Raw genomic sequence first — 20,489 nt, 5'->3', positions numbered from 1 at the left:
CCTGCGAACTTCCGCAGCCGCCCGTTCGCCGGTACTGTCCGGGGTATGCCCGAGCAACCGAGGACCGCCGCCATCGTCGTGAACCCGGTGAAGGTGGATGAGCCCGCGCTGCGCGAGGCGCTCGCCGCCGCCGAGCAGCGGTGGGGGTGGAACGAGACCATCTGGCTCGAGACGACCGAGGACGACCCGGGTGCGGGCCAGACCAAGGAGGCCCTCGAGCGCGGGGCCGACGTCGTGATCGCCGCGGGCGGCGACGGCACCGTCCGGACCGTCGCGGAGGCGCTGCGCGGGAGCGACGTCCCGATCGCCCTGCTCCCCTCGGGCACCGGCAACCTGCTCGCCCGGAACCTGAACCTGACCCTGGATGACGTGGAGAACGCCCTCGACTCCGCCTTCGACGGGGGCGACCGGTCCATCGACATGGGCGTGGTCGAGCTGCGCGACGGCGACGGTCCCACGCGCCGCCACGCGTACCTGGTCATGGCGGGCGTCGGGATCGACGCGCGCATGATCGCGGCGACCGACGACGACCTGAAGGCGCGCCACGGGTGGCTCGCCTACGTGAAGGCCATCGGCACGGTGCTGCGCGACAAGAACCAGCTGCGCGTGCGCTACCAGCTCGACAAGACGGGGGTGCACTCTGCGCGCGCCCACACCGTCCTGATCGGGAACTGCGGGTCGCTGCCCGCGAACATCCTGCTGCTGCCGGATGCCGCGGTCGACGACGGCGAGTTCGACATCGTCGTCCTGCGGCCGGAGGGATTCATCGGCTGGCTGCAGATCGTCGTCAAGATCTTCTGGGAGAACGGCGTGCTGCGGCGCACCACCGTCGGCCGGCGCTTCATGGGCGCCGACCGGGAGGTGCGGGCGATGAACTACCTCAAGGGCCGCGAGTTCGTCATGCGGCTGAGCCGGGCGGAGGAGGTGGAGCTGGACGGCGACCTGTTCGGGCGCGCCTCCGCGCTCCGCACCTGGGTCGATCCGTCCAGCCTCACCGTCAAGGTTCCGCGCGAGGACTGAGCCTCAGGCGAGGACTGAGCCTCACACGAGGACTGAGCCTCAGGCGCGAGCCAGCAGCTCCAGCGTGTCCACGACGCGATTGGAGAAGCCCCACTCGTTGTCGTACCAGGCGACGACCTTGACGTGACGCCCATCCACCCGGGTGAGCGCCGAGTCGAAGATCGACGACGCGGGCTGCCCGGTGATGTCGCTCGACACGAGCGGGTCCTCCGAGTAGTCGAGGATGCCGCGCAGCGCGCCGTCGGCCGCCGTGCGGTACGCGGCGAGCACCTCGTCGCGGGTGACATCGCGCGCGACCGTGGTGTTGAGCTCCACGATGGAGCCGACCGGCACAGGCACGCGGATGGAGTCGCCCGACAGCTTGCCGTCGAGCTGCGGCAGCACCAGGCCGATCGCCTTGGCGGCGCCGGTCGTCGTCGGCACGATGTTGACCGCTGCCGCACGGGCGCGGCGGAGGTCGCGGTGCGGGCCGTCCTGCAGGTTCTGCTCCTGCGTGTACGCGTGGACGGTCGTCATGAAGCCGTGCTCGATGCCCGCGAGGTCGTCGAGGACCGCGGCGAGCGGAGCGAGCGCGTTCGTGGTGCAGGAGGCGTTGGAGACGATGACGTGGCGCTCCGGGTCGTAGGCGTCGGTGTTGACGCCGTACGCCAGGGTGACGTCCGCGCCGTCGGATGGGGCGCTGACCAGCACGCGGCGCGCGCCGGCGTCGAGGTGGGCGCGGGCGGCGTCTGCGGAGGTGAAACGTCCGGTGGACTCGAGCACGACCTCCACGCCGAGCTCCCCCCACGGCAGGTCGGCGGGCTCGCGCTCGGCGAGCACGCGGATGCGGCGGCCGTCGACGACGAGCGTGTCCCCGTCGACCTCGACGGAGCGTCCGAGCCGGCCCAGCGAGCTGTCGAAGGCGAGGAGGTGGGCGAGGGTCGCCGGGGCGGTGAGGTCGTTCACGGCGACGACCTCGAGGTCGGTGTCGCGCTCGAGGAGGGCGCGGAGGGTGTTGCGGCCGATGCGGCCGAATCCGTTGATGGCGATGCGGGTCATGGGCGTTCCTTTCGTGTTGCCGCATCCATGCTCGACGGTGGGTGTCGCGTCTACCAGTGGCGTGGATGCCATGCTACGCAAGATTTGCGCCAGACATTTCGCCAGGTGGCGCAAGGATCCCGCCAGCGCCGTGGCGGCGCCGGGTCACGCCGAGAACGTGTTCCGGTACTCCGTGGGGGACGTGCCGAGGATGCGCTGGAAGTGCAGCCGCAGGTTGGCCCCGGTACCGAGTCCCACCCGGGCGGCGACCTGCTCGACGCCGAGATCGGTGCGCTCCAGCAGTTCGCGTGCCAGGTCGACCCGGGCGCGGAGCACCCACTGCATCGGCGTGTATCCCGTGTCTTCGACGAAGCGCCGGGAGAACGTCCGGGCCGACACGTTGGCGTTGCGGGCCAGCTGCTCCAGGGTGAGCGGCTCGGCGAGGTGGGCCAGCGCCCACTCCCGGGTGCTGGCGAACACGTCGCCGAGCGGTTCCGGGACGCTGCGCGGCACGTACTGCGCCTGGCCTCCACTGCGGTAGGGGGCGGCGACGAGCCGCCGGGCCACGCGGTTCGACAGCCCGACGCCGTGGTCGCGGCGCACGAGGTGCAGGCAGAGGTCGATGCCGGATGCGGCGCCCGCCGAGGTGAGGATGTCGCCCTCGTCGACGAACAGCACGTTCTCGTCGACCTGGACGAGTGGATGCCGCTCCGCCAGCGCCCGCGTGTAGTGCCAGTGCGTGGTCGCGCGCCTGCCGTCGAGCAGCCCGGTCGCGGCCAGGGCGAATGCCCCGGTGGAGATGGCGGCGAGCCGGGCGCCGCGTTCGTGCGCCGCCAGCAGCGCCCCGACGACGGAGGCCGGCGGCTCGGTGGTGGCGGGCGACCGGTAGCCCGGGACGAACACCGTGTCCGCCTCCTCCAGCGCCGACAGCCCCTCGGCAACGTGGTACGAGAGGCCGTCGCCGCCGGTCACCAGCCCCGGCGCCGCGCCGCACACCCGCACCTCGTACGGCATGCTCGGCCGGTGCGAGAAGACCTGCGCCGGGATGCCCACGTCGAGAGGCTTCGCGCCCTCCAGCACCAGCACGGCGACGCGGTGCGACGCGCTCATGACCGGGCGGAGACGATCTGCAGCAGGGCTGCTCGCAGCGCGGCGGGGTCGGCGACCTCGGGGAACACGTCGTCCTCCAGCCCACGCACCCCCTCGAACGCGGAGCGGCCCGCGCCGGTGATCGCGAGCACGTGCCGGCGGCGGTCGCCCGGGTCGGGCGTGCGGGTGACCAGGCCCTCGCGGACCAGGCGGTCGACGGTGCGCGACATGGTCTGCGGTTCGACCTGCGCCATCCGCGCCAGGTCCGACTGCGAGTCGAACCCCAGCTCGAGGAGGTGAAGGACGATCAGTCCGGCGTGCGTCAGGCCGCGCTGCTCGAGCGCCTCGGCCCACGCGCGCTCGACGGCGCGCGAAGCGGCGCCGAGCAGCCGGCCGAGCGGCCAGTTCTCGGGGCGGTGCTCCTCCGCCTCGGCCTCGCGCGTGTCCATACCCTCATCGTACGGATGCGGGAGCCGCAACGGTGCGCGCTGTGCGCATCCTGCGCGGTCTCCCCGCTCGCGCTCAGTCGGTTCCGGAGTCGAACGCGGCGCCCTCGGAGCTGAGGTCGATCTCGCGGGAGAGCTCCTCATCCACCGTCTCGACGCCCTCGAGGATCGCGCGGGCGCGTCCCTCCTCGAGTTCGCCCACCAGCGCGCCGGTCGGGCCGCCGATCAGACCGGCGGCGGCGTACTGCTCGAGCCGCGACCGGGAGTCGGCGATGTCGAGGTTGCGCATGGTCAGCTGGCCGATGCGGTCGGCCGGGCCGAAGGCGGAGTTGCCGACGCGCTCCATCGACAGCTTCTCGGGGTGGTAGCTGAGCGCGGGACCCGTCGTGTCGAGGATGGTGTAGTCGTCGCCGCGGCGCAGGCGCAGCGTCACCTCGCCGCTGATCGCGGAGCCGACCCAGCGCTGCAGCGACTCGCGCAGCATGAGCGACTGCGGGTCGAGCCAGCGGCCCTCGTACATGAGGCGGCCGAGGCGGCGGCCCTCGTTGTGGTAGTTCGCGACCGTGTCCTCGTTGTGGATGGCGTTCAGCAGGCGCTCGTAGACGATGTGCAGCAGGGCCATGCCCGGCGCCTCGTAGATGCCGCGGCTCTTCGCCTCGATGATGCGGTTCTCGATCTGGTCGGAGGCGCCCAGGCCGTGGCGGCCGCCGATCGCGTTGGCCTCCAGCACGAGCGCCACCGGGTCGTCGAACTCGACGCCGTTGATGGCGACCGGGCGCCCGGCCTCGAAGCGGACCGTCACCGTCTCGGGCGTGACCTCGACGTCGTCGCGCCAGGCGGCGACGCCCATGATCGGGTCGACGATGTCGAGACCGGCGTCCAGCTCCTCCAGGCGCTTCGCCTCGTGGGTGGCGCCCCAGATGTTCGCGTCGGTGGAGTACGCCTTCTCGCTCGGGTCGCGGTACGGGAAGCCGCGCGCGACGAGCCACTCGCTCATCTCGGTGCGGCCGCCCAGCTCCTCCACGAACGCGGTGTCGAGCCACGGCTTGTAGATGCGCAGCCGCGGGTTGGCGATCAGGCCGTAGCGGTAGAACCGCTCGATGTCGTTGCCCTTGTAGGTGGAGCCGTCGCCCCAGATCTCGACGCCGTCCTCCATCATCGCGCGCACCAGCATGACGCCGGTGACCGCGCGGCCGAGCGGGGTCGTGTTGAAGTACGTCTTGCCCGCCGAGCGGATGTGGAAGGCGCCGCACTGCAGGGCGATCAGTCCCTCCTCGACCAGGGCGCGCTTCGCGTCGACGAGCCGGGCGATCTCGGCGCCGTACTCCTTCGCGCGGTCGGGGACCGCGTCGATGTCGGGCTCGTCGTACTGGCCGATGTCGGCGGTGTACGTGCAGGGCACGGCGCCCTTCTCACGCATCCAGGCGACCGCGCAGGAGGTGTCGAGCCCTCCCGAGAACGCGATGCCGACTCGCTCACCGACGGGCAGACTGCTCAGAACCTTGGACACGGCGACCAGCTTACCGGGCGGGGTGCGCGGTCTCGGTGCCGCGGTGGCGCTGCGGTGCCGGCGGGGCGCGGGCGCCGTCGCGTCGCTGCCGTGGCGCCGCCGCGGCGACGCAGTCACCGGCGCACATTCGTGCCGAATGCGCGTCAACGGCCTCGCTGAAGCGACATTCGTGACGAATGTCCCCGGCAGTGCTCGCGGGACGTGCGGCGGTGGGTGCCGAGATTTGTGCCAAATCGTGGTTATAAGCGTCGCACTGCCGCGATTTGGCACAAATCGTGAGGCGGCCCGGGCCAGGGCGAGGGTCAGCCGCGGCCGTCGGGGGATGGGGTGGGGCACGCAGTGCCGGGCTGCGTGAGCAGCTCGAAGTGCCACGCCTCGTTGGCGTACGCCTGGCACAGTCCCCAGGCGTCGCCGAAGCGGTTGAGGAAGTCCATCGCGCCGGCGTCGGCGATGTCGACCGCCTCACCGCGCACGTGGGTGGAGTCGCTCCCGCGCCGCACCCACTTCTCCGCCTCCTCCTCGCTGCCGTACTGCGCGACCGCCTGCGCGAACAGGTGCTCCTGGTACCGCTCCGACCTCCAGCCGTCGGCGATGGTGATGCGTGACCCGTCGCCGTCCTGCGCCATCGCCTTCTGCGCCTGCCGCAGCGCTTCCAGCAGCCGCGGGTCGAGGCGGGTGACCGCCGGGAGGCCGCTGTCGAGGGGCAGGGAGGTTCCGTCGGGGATGTACCCGTCGTCGTCGGTCAGGCCGGAGACTGAGCCGGAGCCGGAGCCGGAGGCGTGAGAAGCGTCAGGCGCGGTCCCCGGCGCACCGATCGGCCGGGCGAGCGCACCCGCAGAGGCGGTGCATCCCACCAGGGTCGCGGCGAGCAGGAGGGACAGCGCGGCCCTGAGGAGGCGCGGGCGGTGTGCGTGCATGTCTCCACGCTCGCAGCGCGCGGCCGGGCGCCGCGTCCGCCGCGAGGCCCATCCCGGTCCGTCGCGCGACGGACCCCGCCGCCGCACCGCGCGCCGCCGCCCTGCGCGGGGTCGCCGCACGATTTGTGCCAAATCGCGGTTATGCGACGCTCGTAACCACGATTTGGCACAAATCGTGAAAGGCCACGCGACGGGCCGCGCGCGACGGGGCCGCGCGAAGCGCCGGCCGCGGCGGCGTCAGCCGAGCCGCGGCGTGCGCGGCGGCTCGGCGCGGCGGCGGCCGGTCGCCTCGAAGGCGGCGGCCAGCCGCAGCAGGGCCGCGTCGTCGTAGGCGCGGCCGGCGAACGTCAGGCCGACGGGCATCCGTGTGTCCGTCATCGTGCCCATCGGCACGGTGACCGTCGGGATGCCCAGGTGGCGCGGCACGAGGTTGCCGGTCGCGACCCAGACGCCGTTGCGCCAGCCGAGGTCGGCGGAGGCCGGGTTCACGTCCATGTCCGCCGGGGCGACGTCCGCGACCGCGGGGAACACCACGGCGTCGAGGCCGAGCCCGTCCATCCACTCCTCCAGGTCGACGCGACGCGTCTCCTCCAGCCCGCGCAGACCGGGCTCCAGCTCCGGGATGCTCTCGAGCGTCGTTCCGGGATGCGCACGCACCCAGGCGGGGTAGTCGGCGATGTCGTCCTCGAAGCCGTCGTACCGGTCGGGGAGTGCGCCCTCCGGATGCGGGAAGATCCGCGCGCCGTCGACGTCGGCCAGCGTGCGCAGCGCGGGGTCGCCGTTCGCGGCGAGGAAGTCGTCCCACGCCCACGCCGACAGGTCCACGATCTCGCGCCGCAGGTACGCAGGGCTCACGAGGCCCCGCGTCGCGATGGTCGGTGCGCCGGGACGGTCGCCCTCGTAGTTCGACACCGCCGGGAAGTCGACCTCGACGACGGTCGCGCCCGCGGCCTCCAGGTCGCGGCGCGCCGCCTCCCAGAGGGCGATCACGGAGTCGCGCGTCTCGATGCGCCGCCCCGTCGGGCCGCCGATGCCCGGGCGCTCGGCCGTGCCGGCGTCCGGGTCGGCGTTGATGTACATCCGCGGGATGCCGAACCGGCGTCCGCTGAGCGAGGCGCCCTCCGCCAGGGCCGGGTATGACGACGGCCGCAGCTCGGAGGCGCGCGGGATCGGCACCCAGGGCTGGGCGCGCCAGAAGTCGCCGCGGGTCTCGGTGTCGTCGGCGACGATCACGTCGAGCACCTCGAGCAGGTCGGCCGTGGTGCGCGTGTGCGGCACCACCACATCCATCGTCGGCACGAGCGGCCAGTTGCCGCGCACCGAGATGACGCCGCGCGACGGGGTGTAGGCGCACAGCGCGTTGTTGGATGCGGGCGCCCGTCCGGACGACCACGTCTCCTCGCCGAGACCGAAGGCGGCGAAGCTGGCGGCGGTCGCCGTTCCGGACCCGTTGGAGGACCCGGACCCGAACGCCGCCGTGAGGTAATCCCCGTTGTACGGGGACTCGGCGCGACCGTAGACGCCGCGCTGCATTCCCCCGTTCGCCATGGGAGGCATATTGGTGAGGCCGAGCAGGATGGCGCCGCCGGCGCGCAGGCGCTCGATGGTGAACGCGTCCCGTTGCGCGACGAGGTGCTCGAATGCGGGGGACCCCGCCGCGGCGGTGAGCCCCCGGGCCAGGTAGCTGTCCTTCGCCGTGTACGGGATGCCGTCCAGCGGCCCGAGGGTCGCTCCCGCCGCCCGGCGGGCGTCGGATGCGCGGGCCTCATCGATCGCGTCGGGGTTGCGCACCACGACCGCGTTGAGGCGAGGGCCCGCGGCGTCGTATGCGTCGATCCGCGCGAGGTAGGCCGTCACGAGCTCCTCGCTCGTCGTCTCCCCGGCGTCCAGCGCCCGCCGTAGCTCGGCGATCGGTGCCTCCACCACGTCGAACGTCATCGGACCGTCTCCACCGCCGGCTGCTGCTGGGTGATGCAGTGGATGCCGCCGCCGCGGGCGAAGATCGGCCGCGAGTCGACCATCGTGACGCGACGGCCGGGGTAGGCGGCCTCGAGGATCTCGGTCGCCTCGGCGTCCGCGCGCTCCTCGCCGAAGCCGCACGCGACCACGCCGTCGTTCACGACGAGGTGGTTGACGTAGCTCCAGTCGACGAATCCCTCCTCGTCGCGGAGGGTGGCCGGCGCGGGCAGGTCGACGATCTCCCACGACCGTCCCGCCGCGTCGGTGGTCTCCGCGAGCAGGGCGCGAAGGTCGCGCGAGACCTCGTAGTCGGGGTGCTCCGGGTCGCGCTGCGTGTGCAGCAGCAGCGTGCCGGGCGACGGGATGCTCGCCACGATGTCGACGTGCCCGTTGGTGCCGAAGTCGTCGTAGTCGCGGGTGAGCCCGCGCGGCAGCCAGATCGCGTGGGTGGCGCCGATGGTGCGCGCCAGCTCCGCCTCCACTCGCTCCTTGTCGGCGTAGCGGTTGCGGCGCGGGTCGAGCTGCACCGTCTCGGTGAGCAGCACGGTCCCCTCGCCGTCGACGTGGATGCCGCCGCCCTCGTTGACGAGCAGGGAGCTGACGAGCTCGGCGCCCGTCCGCTCGGCCACGAACCGGGCGATCTCGGCGGACTTCCGCCACTCCGCCCACTCCGGGTCGCCCCAGCCGTTGAAGGTCCAGTCGACGGCGCCGAGCACGCCGGGGCGCTCGTCGTCCACGACGAAGGTCGGGCCGAAGTCTCGCATCCAGAACTCGTCGAGCGGCGCCTCCACCTGGTCGACGTGCGAGCCGAGCGTTCGACGGGCGCGCTCGCGTTCGCTGGGGTCGACGACCATGGTCACCGGCTCGTATTCGGCGACGGCGTGGGCGACGGCCGTCCAGGCGGCGTAGGCCTCCTCGGCGGACGCGGCGTCGTCGCCGAGCGTCAGCCCGGCGCGCGGGAACGCCATCCACGTGCGCTCGTGCGGTGCGGTCTCGGCGGGCATGCGCCAGGTCATCGGGCCTCCATCGGTCGAAGACGACATCTGTTGATCGAATGATCAATAACTCACCCAGAAGGTACCTATACTGGGCGGACCATGTCAAGAGCACCCCGCCGACCGCCCGCCGAGCGCCGCGCCGAACTGGCGACCGCGGCCCGCGACCTGGCGCTCGCCGACGGGCTCGCGGCCGTCACGCTGCGCAGCGTCGCCGGGCGCGCGGGCGTCACTCCCGCGCTGGTCGCGCACTACCATCCCGCGATGGATCAGCTGGTCGCCTCGGCTTTCACCGCCGTCGTCGGCGCCGAGCTCGGGGAGGTGCAGGCGCTGCTCGCGCCCGCCGAGGGGGCCGTCGACCGGTTGGCACTCCTGCTGCGCACGCTGCTCGACGGAACACGCGACGACGTCACGCTGGTCTGGGTGGAGGCGTGGGCGCTGGGACGCCGCAACGAGGCGCTCGCCGCGGCGGTGCGGACCCAGATGGACGCCTGGCAGGAGCTCATCCTCGCCATCGTCACGGAGGGTGTCGATGCGGGCGACTTCTCGGCCGACGACCCGGCCCAGACCGCCTGGCAGCTGCTCGGCATGATCGACGGACTGAATGCGCAGGCCTTGGTCCGCTGGGGCGCCGCCGGTGACCGCGGCCCCGTGCTCGCGCACGCCGTCGAGGGGATGCTCGGACTGCGCCGCGGGGCGCTCGATCGCGCGCTGACACCGTAGGCCGCGATCGAGTCGTGAGTGGATGCTCGAATCTCCGTCGAATGGCGACCATATGTCACCACTCGGCGGCCGCGGCCGCGGCCACGGCCGCCGGGCTCAGCTGATCCAGGCGAGCAGCTCCGCGCGGAACTCGTCGGGCTTCTCGATGTGGGCGGAGTGGCCGCAGTCGTCGAGGACGACCTCGCGCGTCGTGCCGCCGGCGTCCGCGTAGCGGCCGAGCACCGCGCGCGTCTGCGCCAGCATCGGCTGCGGCGGGGCGACCTCGTCGCCCGGCCAGCCCGGGATGATCCCGGCGGCGCCGAGCTGGTTGAGGTCGAAGAAGGACGCGTCGCCGACGATCGCGTCGACCGCGCCGTGGATCCACAGGATGGGCGGCTTCGCGGGTGCGTCCACGATCCCGGACGTGTCGAAGTAGGTCGGCGCGAGGGTGTTCAGGATGCCGCGGGTCCCGGGCGCGAATCCGGGCCAGTGCTCCGACCCGCCGGCATCGCCCGGGTAGTTGTCGGGGCCGGTCGCCGTGGAGAGCATCGACTCCACCCACAGGTCTTCGTACTCGGACTCGAAGCCCGGGGCGACGTACGAGGAGCGGTAGACCGCGCGCGGCGAGGTGGGCGCGTCCTCCGTCGTGTCGCCGGCGGCGAGTCTCGCCACGAAGTCGGGGTTCGCGCCGCCCCCGCCGGTGCCGGAGGCGTCCGGGTTCAGCAGCGAGCCGTCGGCCGCGGTGCCGCCGAAGCCGTACGGCGAGACGGGGGAGACCAGGGTCAGGCTGGACACCAGGTCCGGCCGGTCGAGCAGCAGCTGCATGACCACCCCGCCGCCGAGGCTCCAGCCGACGATGTGGGTCGCGCCCAGGCCGAGGGCGTCCGCCACGGCGGCCACGTCGTCGGAGAAGTCCCGCACGCCGCGGGTCGCATCCACCGGGAGGGTCTCGCTGTCGCCGAAACCGCGCAGGTCGACGGCCAGCGCACGGATGCCCGGCGGGAGGGCCAGCATGAGCGGCTGCCAGAACAGCGACGAAGACACGTTCCCGTGCACGAACAGCACCGTCTGCAGCGCGTCGCCGTCGGCGGGCCGCTCCAGCACGTTGGCCGCGTAGCGGTCGGTGGTGACGCGGTGGGCGGTGATGCCCGGCAGCAGGGTTCCGGTCATGCGTGGGTCTCCTTCGGGTCGAGGACGGGCACGACCTGCCGCAGGCCGCCCTCCGTCATCAGGATCGTGTAGTGGTTGACGTCGTGGGCCTCGTGCGCGCGCAGATCCGGGAGGCGCCGGCCCCACTCCTCGACGACCGAGGTCTCGTAGAGGGGCGGCCCGTCGAGCAGGCCACGTGGCGCCCGCACGAAGTCGATGGGCAGCCGCAACCCGGCGAGGGCGTCGGCGTAGCCCGCCGATCCGTCCAGTTCGAGCGCGTTCACCGAGACTGCCGCCGGGTCGACGCTCGAGCGCAGCTCGGGCTCCTCGCCGACGAGGTCGTACGCCACGTAGTCGGCGATCGCCGCGTTCCACCAGGGCCCGATCGCGGTATGCGCGCGCCAGAAGTCCTCGTAGGCCTGCGCCGACGGGAATCGCATGCGCAGACGCTCCAGCGCGGGGCCGAGCACGACGGCAGGCAGGTCCTCCGGCGGCACGCCCTCCGGGAGCGGAATGGGGAGGCCGCCGTCGATCAGCACGAGCCGCTCCACCCGGTCGGGATGCCGCTGCGCGAGCCGGACCGCGACGAACGCGCCCATCGAGTGGCCCGCCACGGTGGTCCGCTCGATCTCCAGGGCGTCGAGCACCCGCGTCAGGTCGTCGGCGTGGTCGTTGAGGGTGAACGGTCCCGGCAGGCCCGCGCTGCGCCCTCGTCCGCGCAGGTCCGGCGCGATGATGCGGCGGTCCGGCAGCGCTGCCGCGGCGAGCATCCAGGCCACGTGGTTCGCGGTGATCCCGTGCACGGCCAGCAGCGGCGCGCCGGTCGCGTGCGGGTTGTAGTCGCCGCCGGCCAGCGTGCCCCCGCGCACCGGGACCGCGAGGGGATGCTCGGCTCCGGTCATCGTGCGCTCCACCCGCCGTCCATGGTGTAGCTGGCGCCGGTGACCATCCCGGCCGTGTCGCCGGTGAGCCAGAGCGCCAGACTGGCGACCTCGGACGGCTCGACCAGCCGCTTGATCGCCTCCTCCGCGAGCAGCACCTTCTCGAGCACCTCGTCCTCGGGGATGCCGTGCACGCGCGCCTGGTCGGCGACCTGCTTCTCGACCAGGGGCGTCCGCACATACCCGGGGTTGATGCAGTTCGAGGTGACGCCGTGCTGCGCCCCCTCCAGCGCCGTCGTCTTCGACAGCCCCTCGAGCGCGTGCTTCGCCGTGACGTACGCGGACTTGAACGGCGACGCGCGCAGCCCGTGCACGCTCGAGATGTTCACGATCCGGCCGAAGCCGCGGTCGTACATCCCGGGCAGCGCGGCGCGGATCAGGAGGAACGGCGCCTCCACCATGATCCGCAGCATGAGCGCGAAGGTCTGCGGCTCGAACTCCGGGATGGGGCGGACCGTCTGGATGCCGGCGTTGTTCACGAGGATGTCGGTGTCGAGCGTCAGCTCGGCCAGCTCCTCCGTCTTCGAGAGGTCGATCTCCCAGGCGTCCCCGCGCAACCGGGCGGCGACGCGGCGCGCCTCGTCGCCGTTCAGGTCGGCGATCGTCACCCGCGCGCCGGCCTCCGCGAACGCCTCGGCGCAGGCCATCCCGATGCCGCTGGCGCCCCCGGTGACGAGCGCCCTGCGCCCGGTCAGATCCGTCATCGCGACCTCCTCCCGGCCGCCATCGGCCTCGGCCGCACTCTAACGCCGCGCGCCGGGGGAACGGAAGGGTCGCGGCTCAGTCGTACGAGAGACCGATGCGCTCCCGGATGCTGTCCAGCGTCCCCATGATCTCGACCGACTGGGAGAGCGGCAGCCGCACGTCCTCGCCGCCGCCCGCCGCGATGAGACGCTCGATCGCACGAGCCTGGTACTGCATCCCGCGCCCGCTGATCCGGGACTCGTAGGTCTCGACGACGTGACCGTCGGCGGCGACGACGCGGAACGACGTCGGAGCGTAGAACGTGGCATCGAGTTCGACGCGCGCGTCGGTGCCCACGATCACGGCGCTGTTGTCGCCCACGGCGTCCAGGCCGGTCGTCAGCGCCGCCTGTGCGCCGGAGTCGTAGCCGAGCAGGATGGACGTCTGCCGGTCGACCCCGGTGTCGGTCGGGATCGAGAGGGCCAGCACCTCGGATGGCGCGCCCAGCACATCCCACGCGAAGGACACCGGGTAGATGCCGAGGTCGAGCAGCGCTCCGCCGCCCAGCGCCGGGTTGAGCATGCGCCCGAGCGGGTCCGGGTTGGTGCGCTGCCAGTGGTGGGCCGCCACCGACCGCAGCTCGCCGAGGGTGCCGTCGCTGATGATCTCCTGCAGCCGCTCCATGTGGGGCAACCACCGCGTCCACATGGCCTCGAGGGCGACCAGGCCGCGGGAGCGGGCGGCGTCGGCGATCTGCTCTGCCTCCGCGCGGTTCATCGTGAACGGCTTCTCGACCAGCACGTGCTTGCCCGCGGCCAGTGCCAGCAGGGCGTTGGGCGCGTGCTGGGGATGCGGTGTCGCGATGTACACGACGTCGACGTCGGGGTCCGCCACAAGCTGTTCGTAGCTGCCGTGCGAGCGGGGGATGGCGTGGGCGGCCGCGAACCGCGCCGCCGACTCCGGCGTCCGCGAGCCGACGGCCGCGACGGTGTGGCCGTCCAGCTGAAGGTCGCGCGTCATGGCCGCTGCGATGCCGCCGGTGCCGAGGATGCCCCACGCGGGGGAGGAGGTCGTCATGCGGTCATCGTACCGACGCGTCTCACTCGCGCAGCAGCGCGCGCAGCGTGCCGATCGTGTCCGCCTCGCCCGCGTCCTTGTCGTCGCGGTAGCGCTTCACGCGCGCGAACCGCAGCGCGATGCCGCCCGGGTAGCGGCTGGAGCGCTGCACGCCGTCGATCGCGATCTCGACGACCGTGGTCGGCGCCACCCAGACGGTGCCCGCCGTGCGCCGCACCTCGATCTCCTGGAAGTGCTCGGTCTGCCAGGCGAGCAGCTTGTCGGTGAGGCCCTTGAACGTCTTGCCCACCATGACGAACCCGCCCGGCTCGCCGTACGCGCCCTCGGGGTCGCGAGCGCCGAGGTGGATGTTCGACAGCATCCCCTGCCGGCGCCCGGAGCCCCACTCCACGGCCAGCACGACCAGGTCGTACGTGTGCACCGGCTTGGCCTTCACCCAGCTCGACCCGCGGCGGCCGGCGGCGTAGAGCGAGTCGATCGCCTTCACGACGACGCCCTCCTGCCCAGCGGCCAGCGCGTCCCTCGAGACCCGCTCGGCGACCTCGGGGTCGTCGGTGATCTCGCCCGGGATGCGGTGCTCGCCCGCCACCCGCTCCAGTTCGGCGAGCCGGGTGGAGAGCGGCTCGTCGAGCAGGTCGCGGCCGTCGACGTGCAGCACGTCGAAGAACCAGGGATGCAGGGCCGTCTCGCGCGCGGCGTCCGCGCCGAAGCGCGACATGGTCTCCTGGAACGGACGCGGCGCCCCCTCCTCGTCGAGCGAGAGGGTCTCGCCGTCGAGGATGACGTCGCGCACCGGGAGCCGGCGCACCACCTCGACCACCTCGGGAAGGCGGTGCGTGATGTCCGCGAGGTTGCGCGTGAAGACGCGGACGTCGTCCCCGTGCCGGTGCACCTGGATGCGCGCGCCGTCGAGCTTGTACTCCACCGAGGCCCGGCCCGTCGTCGCGAGCGCGTCGGTCGGCGTCGGGGCGGATGCGGCGAGCATCGGGAGCACCGGGCGGCCGACCTCGAGACCCACCGCCTCCAACTCCTCGGCCGTTCCGGTGAGGGCGAGCCGGGCCGTCTCACCGAGGTCGCCGGAGAGCATCGCAGCCCGCCGCACGACGTCGCCGCTGCGGTCGGACGCTCGGGCGATCGCATCGGTCAGCACGCCCTCCAGGGCGCCGGTCCGCATCTCGCCGAGCAGCACGCGGGTCACGAAATCCTGCTCCCGCGCGGTCGCCCGCGACGAGAACTCCTGGAGGACGCGCGTGCGCTCGGCGGCGGATCCGGTGCCGGACAGGGCCGCGAGCCGGTCGAGCAGCGCATCCAGGTCGTCGACAGTGAGCGACGGCTCGGCGGAGGGATCGCCCATCGCGCCGCTGAGCCCGCGCCAGCCGACGCCGACGCGCCCCTGCCGCGCCTTGCCGACGAGGAAGCCGACCGCCGGGGCGATCTCCTCGGGCGCGAGCCCGCCGAGCAGCGCGGCCAGCGCATCCACCTTGGCCAGCCGGGACCGGGTGGAGGCGACGGTCTCGGCCGTGGTCACGAGCGCATCGAGGAGCACGTGCCCATCCAACCACCGGCCTCCGACGTTCCGGGGTCGTGACCGATGTCCGCGGACCGTCCTAGGCTGCATCCATGAACCCCGTCCACAACCTCGACGCGGCCTTCGCCCTCATCCCGGAGCCGTGGCAGCCCCACCGTCTGGCGAGCGTCAACGACTACGACGTGAAGGTGGCGCGCCTGCGCGGTGAGTTCGTCTGGCACGCGCATCCCGAGACCGACGAGCTGTTCCTGGTCATCGAGGGCCGGCTCACGATCCAGCTGCGCGACGGCGACGTGGAGCTCGGGTCCCGCGACGTTTTCGTCGTTCCGCGCGGGGTGGAGCACCGGCCGCGTGTCGACGACGGCGACGCCCTGGTGATGATGGTCGAGCCGGCGGGCACGGTCAACACGGGCGACAACCCGGGGGAGCGGACCGCCGAACTGCGCGAGCTCCCCGCGGACTGATCCCGCGCTCAGACAGTGGCGAGGAACCCGGAGATCACATCGAGCGACCCCGGCACGATGCGGTAGTACGCCCACGTCCCGCGCTTGGTGCGGGAGAGGAATCCGGCCTCGCTGAGCACCTTGAGGTGGTGCGACACCGTCGGCTGGGAGAGGCCGAGCGGCTCGGTGAGGTCGCAGACGCACGCCTCGCCGTCGGCGTGCGCGGCGACCATCGACAGGAGCCGGAGCCGCGCGGGATCGGCGAGCGCCTTCATGGCGCGGGCGACCGAGACCGCGTTCTCCTCGCTGATGACCTCGCGGGTGATGGGCGCGCAGCACGCCTGCAGGTCGCGGAGGGGGAGCAGCTCGGTGATGGCCATGGGGAGATTCTCGTCGCTATATTGACAGTCGTCAATGTATGCGTTCATCCTGTGTTCATCGACAAACGTCGATGAAGGAGGTAGAAACGACATGGATTGCTGCGAGACCGACGTGTGCCAGCCGCTTCCGGACGGGTCCTGCCCGCCCGACTGCTGCTGACGCACCGGGCCGCCGCTCTTCCGGGGCGGCGGCCCGACCGCCACCCCGACCGCCGACAGGAAGACCCGATGACCGCATCCGCCCGCCCCACCGTCCTGTTCGTCTGCGTGCACAACGCGGGCCGCAGCCAGATGGCCGCCGGCTACCTGCGCGAGCTCGGCGGCGACCGCGTCGAGGTGCTCTCCGCGGGCTCCGAACCGGGCGACGCGATCAACCCGGTCGCCGTGCAGGCGATGGCCGAGGAGGGCATCGACATCGCCGGGTACACCCCCGCCATCCTGACCACGGATGCCGTGCGCGAATCCGACGTCGTCATCACGATGGGCTGCGGCGACGCCTGCCCGATCTTCCCCGGCAAGCGCTACGAGGACTGGGAGCTCACCGACCCGGCCGGACGCCCGATCGACGAGGTGCGTCCGATCCGCGACGAGATCCGGGCGCGCGTATCGGCCCTGCTGAAGGAGCTCCTCCCGGCCTGAGCAGCGCGGATGTTCGCAGAACCCTCTCGCGGATGTCCCCTTTCCGTCGGCGCACCGGATCGCCGCGCTATCGTCGTCTCGTCCACTTCCCCCTCTGCAGACAGGCGACGCGTAATGCCGAGACAGGAACGCGCCGAGCGAACGCGGGTCGCCATCCTCGACGCCGCGGCCGCCGAGTTCGATGAGCACGGGTACCAGGGCGCGCGGCTCGAGCGGATCGTGGAGCGCACCGGCTCCACCAAGGGCGCGGTCTACTTCCACTTCAAGTCGAAGCTCGACATCGCCCGGGCGCTTGTCGACGACAAGTACGGCAACTGGCCGGTCATCATCGGAGAGGTCGCCGAGTCGGGCCTCCGGGGGCTCGCGGCCGCGGAAGACCTGACGCAGCGCGTGGCCGCCGTGTTCGTGCGGGAGGTGCGGGTGCGGGCGGCGATGAAGCTGTCGCAGACGCTGTTCCCGCCGATGGTCGAGCAGAGCCCGTACGACCGCTGGATCCTGGTCATCGGTGGGCTGCTGCAGCAGGAGATCGACGACCGGGGGCTTCGTGGCGTGGATGCGCGCGAGCTCGCCACGGTGGCGGTGCACTCCTTCTTCGGCGCCTACATGATCGCCGACGAGCTCGGCACCCTGGAGGGGTTGCCCCGGGATGTGACCCGCATGTGGGATGCGCTGCGCCCGGCTCTCACCGCATCCTGAGCAGTCGGGAAAGCGGTTGTTGCGGTCAAACCGGTAAGTCAGTATGTTTTAAGCCGGGGAAAACGACGGCCGTCTGCGCCGTCACTTGGGGGAGTGCGCCCCGTCTCGTTCTGGAGTCGGGGCGCGCCCCGGCGCCCGTTCTGCAGGCCTACTCGGCTTCGCCGCGACGGGCGCGCGACCGGCGCACGCGCCGGACGATCAGCCAGGCCAGCGTCAGGCCTACGGCGGCGTAGATCACGACATCGAGGTACTCGGTGTAGCGCTCCACCAGGTGGTACTGCGTGCCGAGGGCGAAGCCGGCGCCCACCAGCAGGGAGTTCCACAGCAGCGTCCCGGCCAGGGTGAAGAGCGCGAACCGGCCGAACGGCATCCGGGTCGCGCCGGCCGGCAGTGAGATGAGGCTGCGGACCAGAGGCACGAGCCGGCCGAAGAACACCGCACCGCGGCCGTGGCGGCGCAGCCAGTCCGCCGACGTGCGGAAGTCGCTCTCGTCCACGAGCGGCAGCCGGGCCAGCAGCCGCACCGCCCGATCCTCGCCCAGCCTCCGGCCGAGCAGGTAGAGCACGACGGCCCCCGCGAAGCTGCCGAGCGTCGCTGCGAGCAGCACCAGGACCACGTTGAGCGAGCCCTGGAAGGCGAGGAACCCGGCGAACGGAAGGATGACCTCGCTCGGGATGGGCGGGAACACCACCTCCGCGAGCGCGCAGATGCCGACCCCGACCTCGCCGAGCGCGGTCATCACGCGGGCGGCGGCGCCCGCGATGCCGCCGAGGTCTGCCGGGTCGGTGGAAGAGGGGGAGGCGGTCGGAAGGGCGAGGGCGAGCGTCGTTCCCGTCATGCCGACGACGCTACCGGCGGAGGATGGGAGACCCGTGGATGCTGTACTCGCCCGGGCGCGCTCAGCTCACGCGGACGAACGTCTGCTGCCAGCCGGTCGACCCGTTCGGAGCGATCGGCTCGCGCTTCTGCTCCTGCATCCGGCCGGCGCGATCGGTCGCGCGGACCGAGAGGGTGTGGCTGCCGCTCGTTGCCTGCCAGTCGAGCGACCACTGCACCCACGTGTCGGCGTTGATCGGCGTCGAGAGCTTCGCCTGCTGCCAGTCGCCGCCGTCGATCTTCACCTCGACGCTCCGGATGCCGACGGTCTGAGCCCAGGCGACGCCGGCGATCTTCGTCGGACCGGCGGCCACCGGCTTGTCGACGCGCGGCGTGTCGATGCGGCTCGACAACTTGATCGGCGCCTTGGCGCTGTAGCCGCGCGGCGTCCAGTACGCCTGGTCGGCGGCGAACGTCGTCACCTTCAGCTCGGTCAGCCACTTGGTCGCCGAGACGTACCCGTAGAGCCCGGGCACGACCATCCGCACCGGGAAGCCGTGCTCGAGCGGCAGCGGCTTGCCGTTCATGGCGACCGCCAGGATCGCGTCGCGGTTCGCATCCGTCAGCGCCTGCAGCGGCGTGCTCGCCGTGAACCCGTCCACGCTGCGGGAGAGGACCATGTCGGCGCCCGAGCGGGGGCGTGCCATGGCCAGCACGTCCCGCACCCGGACGCCGAGCCACTTCGCCGTGCCGACGAGGTTGCCGCCGACCTCGTTCGAGACGCAGGTCAGGGTCACGGAGTACTCGTCCAGTCCCATGTCGAGGAGGTCCTGGAAGCTGAGCTCGACGCGCTTCTCGACCATCCCGTCGACGGTCAGCTTCCAGGTCGCGGGGTCGACGGACGGCACGGTGAGCGCGGTGTCCACCCGGTAGAAGTCGGCGTTGGCGGTGAAGAGCGGGGAGATGCCCGGCACGTCGAGCTCCGCGCCGGCGGGCACCGTCACGCGAGAGCGCGGGGCGGGGAGGCGTACCGCCGCGCGGATCGCAGCGATGGACGAGGTCGCGGCCGAGCCGAGCCGCGACCCCACGCCGGCGACGACGGCTCCGACCGCCGCGACACCGGTGAGCACGAGGAAGCGGCGGCGGTCGAGGCCCGCTTCGGCGGCGCCCGCCGCGCGCGCGTCGCGCCAGCGGCGGAGGCGCCCGATGAGGAACGTGAGGAGGAGCGCGCCGGCGACCGCGCCCACGGCCGACGGCAGCGCGGAGAGCAGCGTCGCGCCCGTGCGGGTCAGCGTCGCCACGACGGCGACGACGCCCGCGACCGCGAACAGAGCGGCGCCGAGCCGGCGGCGCCACAGCTCCAGCACGCCCGCGACGGCGGCGGCCACGAAGACGGCGAGCCCGAGCGAGGCGAGCAGGAACAGCTTGTCGTTCGAGCCGAACACCTCGATGGCGAACTCCTTCGCCCAGCGCGGCACGATGTCGATGACGAACGAGCCGACGGCCAGGATCGGGCCGGCGTCCCTCACGGTGACCAGGGCGACCAGTTCGGCGACGGCCAGGAACACCCCTCCGCTGACAGCGCCCGCGAGGGCCGCCCAGAGGATGGTGCCGGCCCTGTTCTTCGTGCGCTGATTCATCACGCTTCTGGTTCGTGACCGGGGGTGCCGCGGATTGGTCCAATCCGATTCCGCCGCCATCCCGAACCCCTGATGACCGCCACAGCGGTGGCCTCTTGATCAGCAGCATCCCTTGAAGGAGAACAATCATGCGAACCACTGCCCGTCTCGCAGCGGCCGGCCTGCTCGCCGCCGCCGCCCTGGCCCTGACCGCCTGTTCGTCCGGAGCCGGCTCGGCCACGAACGACAAGTCCAGCGCTCCGATGGAGTCGTCCAGCCCGTCGGCGTCCACCATGGACCCGGCCGCCGACCTCGTCGGCCCCGGCTGCGCCGCCTACGCCAAGCAGGTCCCGTCGGGCTCCGGCTCGGTCGCCGGCATGGCCGAGGACCCGGTGGCCACCGCCGCGAGCAACAACCCGCTGCTGACCACGCTGGTCGCGTCGGTCTCCGGCAAGCTCAACCCGAACGTCAACCTGGTCGACACCCTGAACGGCGGACAGTTCACCGTCTTCGCCCCGGTCGACGACGCGTTCAAGAAGATCGACCCCGCGACCATCGACACGCTCAAGACGGACGCCGGCGCTGCGACGCTGACCTCCATCCTGACCTACCACGTGGTGCCCGGTCAGCTCTCCCCGAAGGAGATCGTCGGCACGCACAAGACCGTCGAGGGCGGCGACGTCACGGTGACCGGCTCGGGTGACTCGCTGAAGGTCAACGACGCCAACGTGATCTGCGGCGGCGTCCACACCGCCAACGCGACCGTCTACCTCATCGACTCGGTGCTGATGCCCCCCGCGAAGTAACCCTTCGCCCCGCTCGGCGCCCCCGTCGAGTACACGAAAAGTGCACGCTTCCGGCT

21 protein-coding genes are annotated in these 20,489 nt (G+C 72.3%); 6 read left to right on the top strand and 15 right to left on the bottom strand.

Annotation, left to right across the window (positions count from 1 at the left end):
* Positions 1–45: 45 nt before the first annotated feature.
* A complete protein-coding gene (locus J2W45_RS10595; protein WP_310131606.1) occupies positions 46–1,020 on the top strand; it encodes a diacylglycerol/lipid kinase family protein in 975 nt (324 codons plus the stop codon).
* Between the two features lie 39 nt (positions 1,021–1,059).
* On the opposite strand, the gene gap is transcribed toward J2W45_RS10595, so the two are convergent.
* The 7 genes from gap to J2W45_RS10560 form a co-directional block, all read right to left on the bottom strand.
* Positions 1,060–2,058: a type I glyceraldehyde-3-phosphate dehydrogenase gene (gene gap / locus J2W45_RS10590; RefSeq protein ID WP_310131604.1), complete on the bottom strand. Its 999-nt coding sequence runs from the start codon at positions 2,056–2,058 to the stop codon at positions 1,060–1,062.
* Positions 2,059–2,202: 144 nt separating this feature from the next.
* Positions 2,203–3,147 carry a GlxA family transcriptional regulator gene (locus tag J2W45_RS10585; protein WP_310131602.1) on the bottom strand — a complete coding sequence of 315 codons (945 nt, stop codon included), beginning with the start codon at positions 3,145–3,147 and terminating at the stop codon, positions 2,203–2,205.
* On the bottom strand, positions 3,144–3,575 hold the full coding sequence (locus J2W45_RS10580) for a MarR family winged helix-turn-helix transcriptional regulator (protein WP_310131600.1): 432 nt from the start codon (positions 3,573–3,575) through the stop codon (positions 3,144–3,146). Before J2W45_RS10580 ends, J2W45_RS10585 begins: the two co-directional genes overlap by 4 nt.
* A gap of 73 nt (positions 3,576–3,648) precedes the next feature.
* Entirely contained in the window at positions 3,649–5,082 is a 1,434-nt protein-coding gene (argG, locus tag J2W45_RS10575) for an argininosuccinate synthase (RefSeq protein ID WP_310131598.1), read from the bottom strand.
* Between the two features lie 302 nt (positions 5,083–5,384).
* Positions 5,385–5,999 carry a M15 family metallopeptidase gene (locus J2W45_RS10570; protein ID WP_310131596.1) on the bottom strand — a complete coding sequence of 205 codons (615 nt, stop codon included), beginning with the start codon at positions 5,997–5,999 and terminating at the stop codon, positions 5,385–5,387.
* A gap of 237 nt (positions 6,000–6,236) precedes the next feature.
* Positions 6,237–7,937 carry an amidase gene (locus J2W45_RS10565; protein ID WP_310131594.1) on the bottom strand — a complete coding sequence of 567 codons (1,701 nt, stop codon included), beginning with the start codon at positions 7,935–7,937 and terminating at the stop codon, positions 6,237–6,239.
* Complete coding sequence (locus tag J2W45_RS10560; RefSeq protein ID WP_310131591.1) at positions 7,934–8,974, bottom strand: agmatine deiminase family protein; 1,041 nt, start codon at positions 8,972–8,974, stop codon at positions 7,934–7,936. Before J2W45_RS10560 ends, J2W45_RS10565 begins: the two co-directional genes overlap by 4 nt.
* An 81-nt stretch (positions 8,975–9,055) precedes the next feature.
* On the opposite strand from J2W45_RS10560, the gene J2W45_RS10555 reads away from it, so the two are divergent.
* Positions 9,056–9,676: a TetR/AcrR family transcriptional regulator gene (locus J2W45_RS10555; protein WP_310131589.1), complete on the top strand. Its 621-nt coding sequence runs from the start codon at positions 9,056–9,058 to the stop codon at positions 9,674–9,676.
* A gap of 96 nt (positions 9,677–9,772) precedes the next feature.
* On the opposite strand, the gene J2W45_RS10550 is transcribed toward J2W45_RS10555, so the two are convergent.
* The 5 genes from J2W45_RS10550 to J2W45_RS10530 all read right to left on the bottom strand — a co-directional run bounded on the left by J2W45_RS10550 (position 9,773) and on the right by J2W45_RS10530 (position 15,052).
* Positions 9,773–10,825: an alpha/beta hydrolase gene (locus tag J2W45_RS10550; RefSeq protein ID WP_310131587.1), complete on the bottom strand. Its 1,053-nt coding sequence runs from the start codon at positions 10,823–10,825 to the stop codon at positions 9,773–9,775.
* Entirely contained in the window at positions 10,822–11,706 is an 885-nt protein-coding gene (locus J2W45_RS10545) for an alpha/beta fold hydrolase (RefSeq protein ID WP_310131584.1), read from the bottom strand. Before J2W45_RS10545 ends, J2W45_RS10550 begins: the two co-directional genes overlap by 4 nt.
* A complete protein-coding gene (locus tag J2W45_RS10540) occupies positions 11,703–12,449 on the bottom strand; it encodes a 3-hydroxybutyrate dehydrogenase (RefSeq protein ID WP_310131582.1) in 747 nt (248 codons plus the stop codon). Before J2W45_RS10540 ends, J2W45_RS10545 begins: the two co-directional genes overlap by 4 nt.
* A 76-nt stretch (positions 12,450–12,525) precedes the next feature.
* Positions 12,526–13,506, bottom strand: coding sequence for a Gfo/Idh/MocA family protein (locus J2W45_RS10535; protein WP_310131580.1), 981 nt, complete (start codon positions 13,504–13,506; stop codon positions 12,526–12,528).
* A gap of 22 nt (positions 13,507–13,528) precedes the next feature.
* The gene (locus J2W45_RS10530; RefSeq protein WP_310131579.1) at positions 13,529–15,052 is read right to left on the bottom strand and encodes an ATP-dependent DNA ligase; all 1,524 of its coding nucleotides are present in this window, start codon (positions 15,050–15,052) and stop codon (positions 13,529–13,531) included.
* 74 nt (positions 15,053–15,126) lie between these two features.
* Here J2W45_RS10530 and J2W45_RS10525 point away from each other — a divergent pair, with 74 nt between their 5' ends.
* Positions 15,127–15,498, top strand: a complete 372-nt coding sequence (locus J2W45_RS10525) for a cupin domain-containing protein (RefSeq protein WP_310131576.1) — start codon at positions 15,127–15,129, stop codon at positions 15,496–15,498.
* Positions 15,499–15,506: 8 nt separating this feature from the next.
* Here the strand turns inward: J2W45_RS10525 and J2W45_RS10520 are convergent, their stop codons facing one another.
* The gene (locus J2W45_RS10520; protein WP_310131574.1) at positions 15,507–15,857 is read right to left on the bottom strand and encodes a metalloregulator ArsR/SmtB family transcription factor; all 351 of its coding nucleotides are present in this window, start codon (positions 15,855–15,857) and stop codon (positions 15,507–15,509) included.
* 228 nt (positions 15,858–16,085) lie between these two features.
* On the opposite strand from J2W45_RS10520, the gene J2W45_RS10515 reads away from it, so the two are divergent.
* Both J2W45_RS10515 and J2W45_RS10510 read left to right on the top strand, forming a co-directional pair.
* On the top strand, positions 16,086–16,496 hold the full coding sequence (locus J2W45_RS10515) for an arsenate reductase ArsC (protein WP_310131572.1): 411 nt from the start codon (positions 16,086–16,088) through the stop codon (positions 16,494–16,496).
* Positions 16,497–16,610: 114 nt separating this feature from the next.
* A complete protein-coding gene (locus tag J2W45_RS10510; protein ID WP_310131570.1) occupies positions 16,611–17,192 on the top strand; it encodes a ScbR family autoregulator-binding transcription factor in 582 nt (193 codons plus the stop codon).
* Positions 17,193–17,340: 148 nt separating this feature from the next.
* On the opposite strand, the gene J2W45_RS10505 is transcribed toward J2W45_RS10510, so the two are convergent.
* Together J2W45_RS10505 and J2W45_RS10500 are read right to left on the bottom strand one after the other, a co-directional pair.
* Positions 17,341–18,030 (bottom strand): DedA family protein, encoded by a 690-nt coding sequence (locus J2W45_RS10505; RefSeq protein WP_310131566.1) that lies wholly within the window; start codon positions 18,028–18,030, stop codon positions 17,341–17,343.
* A 61-nt stretch (positions 18,031–18,091) separates the two neighbouring features.
* Positions 18,092–19,648 (bottom strand): molybdopterin-dependent oxidoreductase, encoded by a 1,557-nt coding sequence (locus tag J2W45_RS10500; protein WP_310131565.1) that lies wholly within the window; start codon positions 19,646–19,648, stop codon positions 18,092–18,094.
* A gap of 128 nt (positions 19,649–19,776) precedes the next feature.
* Between J2W45_RS10500 and J2W45_RS10495 the strand changes: the two genes are divergently transcribed.
* Positions 19,777–20,433 carry a fasciclin domain-containing protein gene (locus J2W45_RS10495; protein WP_310131563.1) on the top strand — a complete coding sequence of 219 codons (657 nt, stop codon included), beginning with the start codon at positions 19,777–19,779 and terminating at the stop codon, positions 20,431–20,433.
* The last annotated feature ends 56 nt before the right edge of the window (positions 20,434–20,489 follow it).

Source organism: Leifsonia shinshuensis (assembly GCF_031456835.1).
In the GTDB taxonomy this organism is placed as follows: Bacteria; Actinomycetota; Actinomycetes; order Actinomycetales; family Microbacteriaceae; genus Leifsonia; species Leifsonia shinshuensis_C.
Note: the sequence above shows the minus strand (reverse complement) of the source record. Positions and strands in the feature narration are given on the sequence as shown.

What these genes read in the sequence shown, in the direction of transcription:
- J2W45_RS10595 (WP_310131606.1), top strand. Translation starts at nt 46, where the DNA reads ATGCCCGAGCAACCGAGGACCGCCGCCATCGTCGTGAACCCGGTGAAG.
- gap (WP_310131604.1), bottom strand. Translation starts at nt 2,058, where the DNA reads ATGACCCGCATCGCCATCAACGGATTCGGCCGCATCGGCCGCAACACC.
- J2W45_RS10585 (WP_310131602.1), bottom strand. Translation starts at nt 3,147, where the DNA reads ATGAGCGCGTCGCACCGCGTCGCCGTGCTGGTGCTGGAGGGCGCGAAG.
- J2W45_RS10580 (WP_310131600.1), bottom strand. Translation starts at nt 3,575, where the DNA reads ATGGACACGCGCGAGGCCGAGGCGGAGGAGCACCGCCCCGAGAACTGG.
- J2W45_RS10570 (WP_310131596.1), bottom strand. Translation starts at nt 5,999, where the DNA reads ATGCACGCACACCGCCCGCGCCTCCTCAGGGCCGCGCTGTCCCTCCTG.
- J2W45_RS10565 (WP_310131594.1), bottom strand. Translation starts at nt 7,937, where the DNA reads ATGACGTTCGACGTGGTGGAGGCACCGATCGCCGAGCTACGGCGGGCG.
- J2W45_RS10560 (WP_310131591.1), bottom strand. Translation starts at nt 8,974, where the DNA reads ATGACCTGGCGCATGCCCGCCGAGACCGCACCGCACGAGCGCACGTGG.
- J2W45_RS10555 (WP_310131589.1), top strand. Translation starts at nt 9,056, where the DNA reads ATGTCAAGAGCACCCCGCCGACCGCCCGCCGAGCGCCGCGCCGAACTG.
- J2W45_RS10550 (WP_310131587.1), bottom strand. Translation starts at nt 10,825, where the DNA reads ATGACCGGAACCCTGCTGCCGGGCATCACCGCCCACCGCGTCACCACC.
- J2W45_RS10545 (WP_310131584.1), bottom strand. Translation starts at nt 11,706, where the DNA reads ATGACCGGAGCCGAGCATCCCCTCGCGGTCCCGGTGCGCGGGGGCACG.
- J2W45_RS10540 (WP_310131582.1), bottom strand. Translation starts at nt 12,449, where the DNA reads ATGACGGATCTGACCGGGCGCAGGGCGCTCGTCACCGGGGGCGCCAGC.
- J2W45_RS10535 (WP_310131580.1), bottom strand. Translation starts at nt 13,506, where the DNA reads ATGACGACCTCCTCCCCCGCGTGGGGCATCCTCGGCACCGGCGGCATC.
- J2W45_RS10525 (WP_310131576.1), top strand. Translation starts at nt 15,127, where the DNA reads ATGAACCCCGTCCACAACCTCGACGCGGCCTTCGCCCTCATCCCGGAG.
- J2W45_RS10520 (WP_310131574.1), bottom strand. Translation starts at nt 15,857, where the DNA reads ATGGCCATCACCGAGCTGCTCCCCCTCCGCGACCTGCAGGCGTGCTGC.
- J2W45_RS10515 (WP_310131572.1), top strand. Translation starts at nt 16,086, where the DNA reads ATGACCGCATCCGCCCGCCCCACCGTCCTGTTCGTCTGCGTGCACAAC.
- J2W45_RS10510 (WP_310131570.1), top strand. Translation starts at nt 16,611, where the DNA reads ATGCCGAGACAGGAACGCGCCGAGCGAACGCGGGTCGCCATCCTCGAC.
- J2W45_RS10505 (WP_310131566.1), bottom strand. Translation starts at nt 18,030, where the DNA reads ATGACGGGAACGACGCTCGCCCTCGCCCTTCCGACCGCCTCCCCCTCT.
- J2W45_RS10500 (WP_310131565.1), bottom strand. Translation starts at nt 19,648, where the DNA reads ATGAATCAGCGCACGAAGAACAGGGCCGGCACCATCCTCTGGGCGGCC.
- J2W45_RS10495 (WP_310131563.1), top strand. Translation starts at nt 19,777, where the DNA reads ATGCGAACCACTGCCCGTCTCGCAGCGGCCGGCCTGCTCGCCGCCGCC.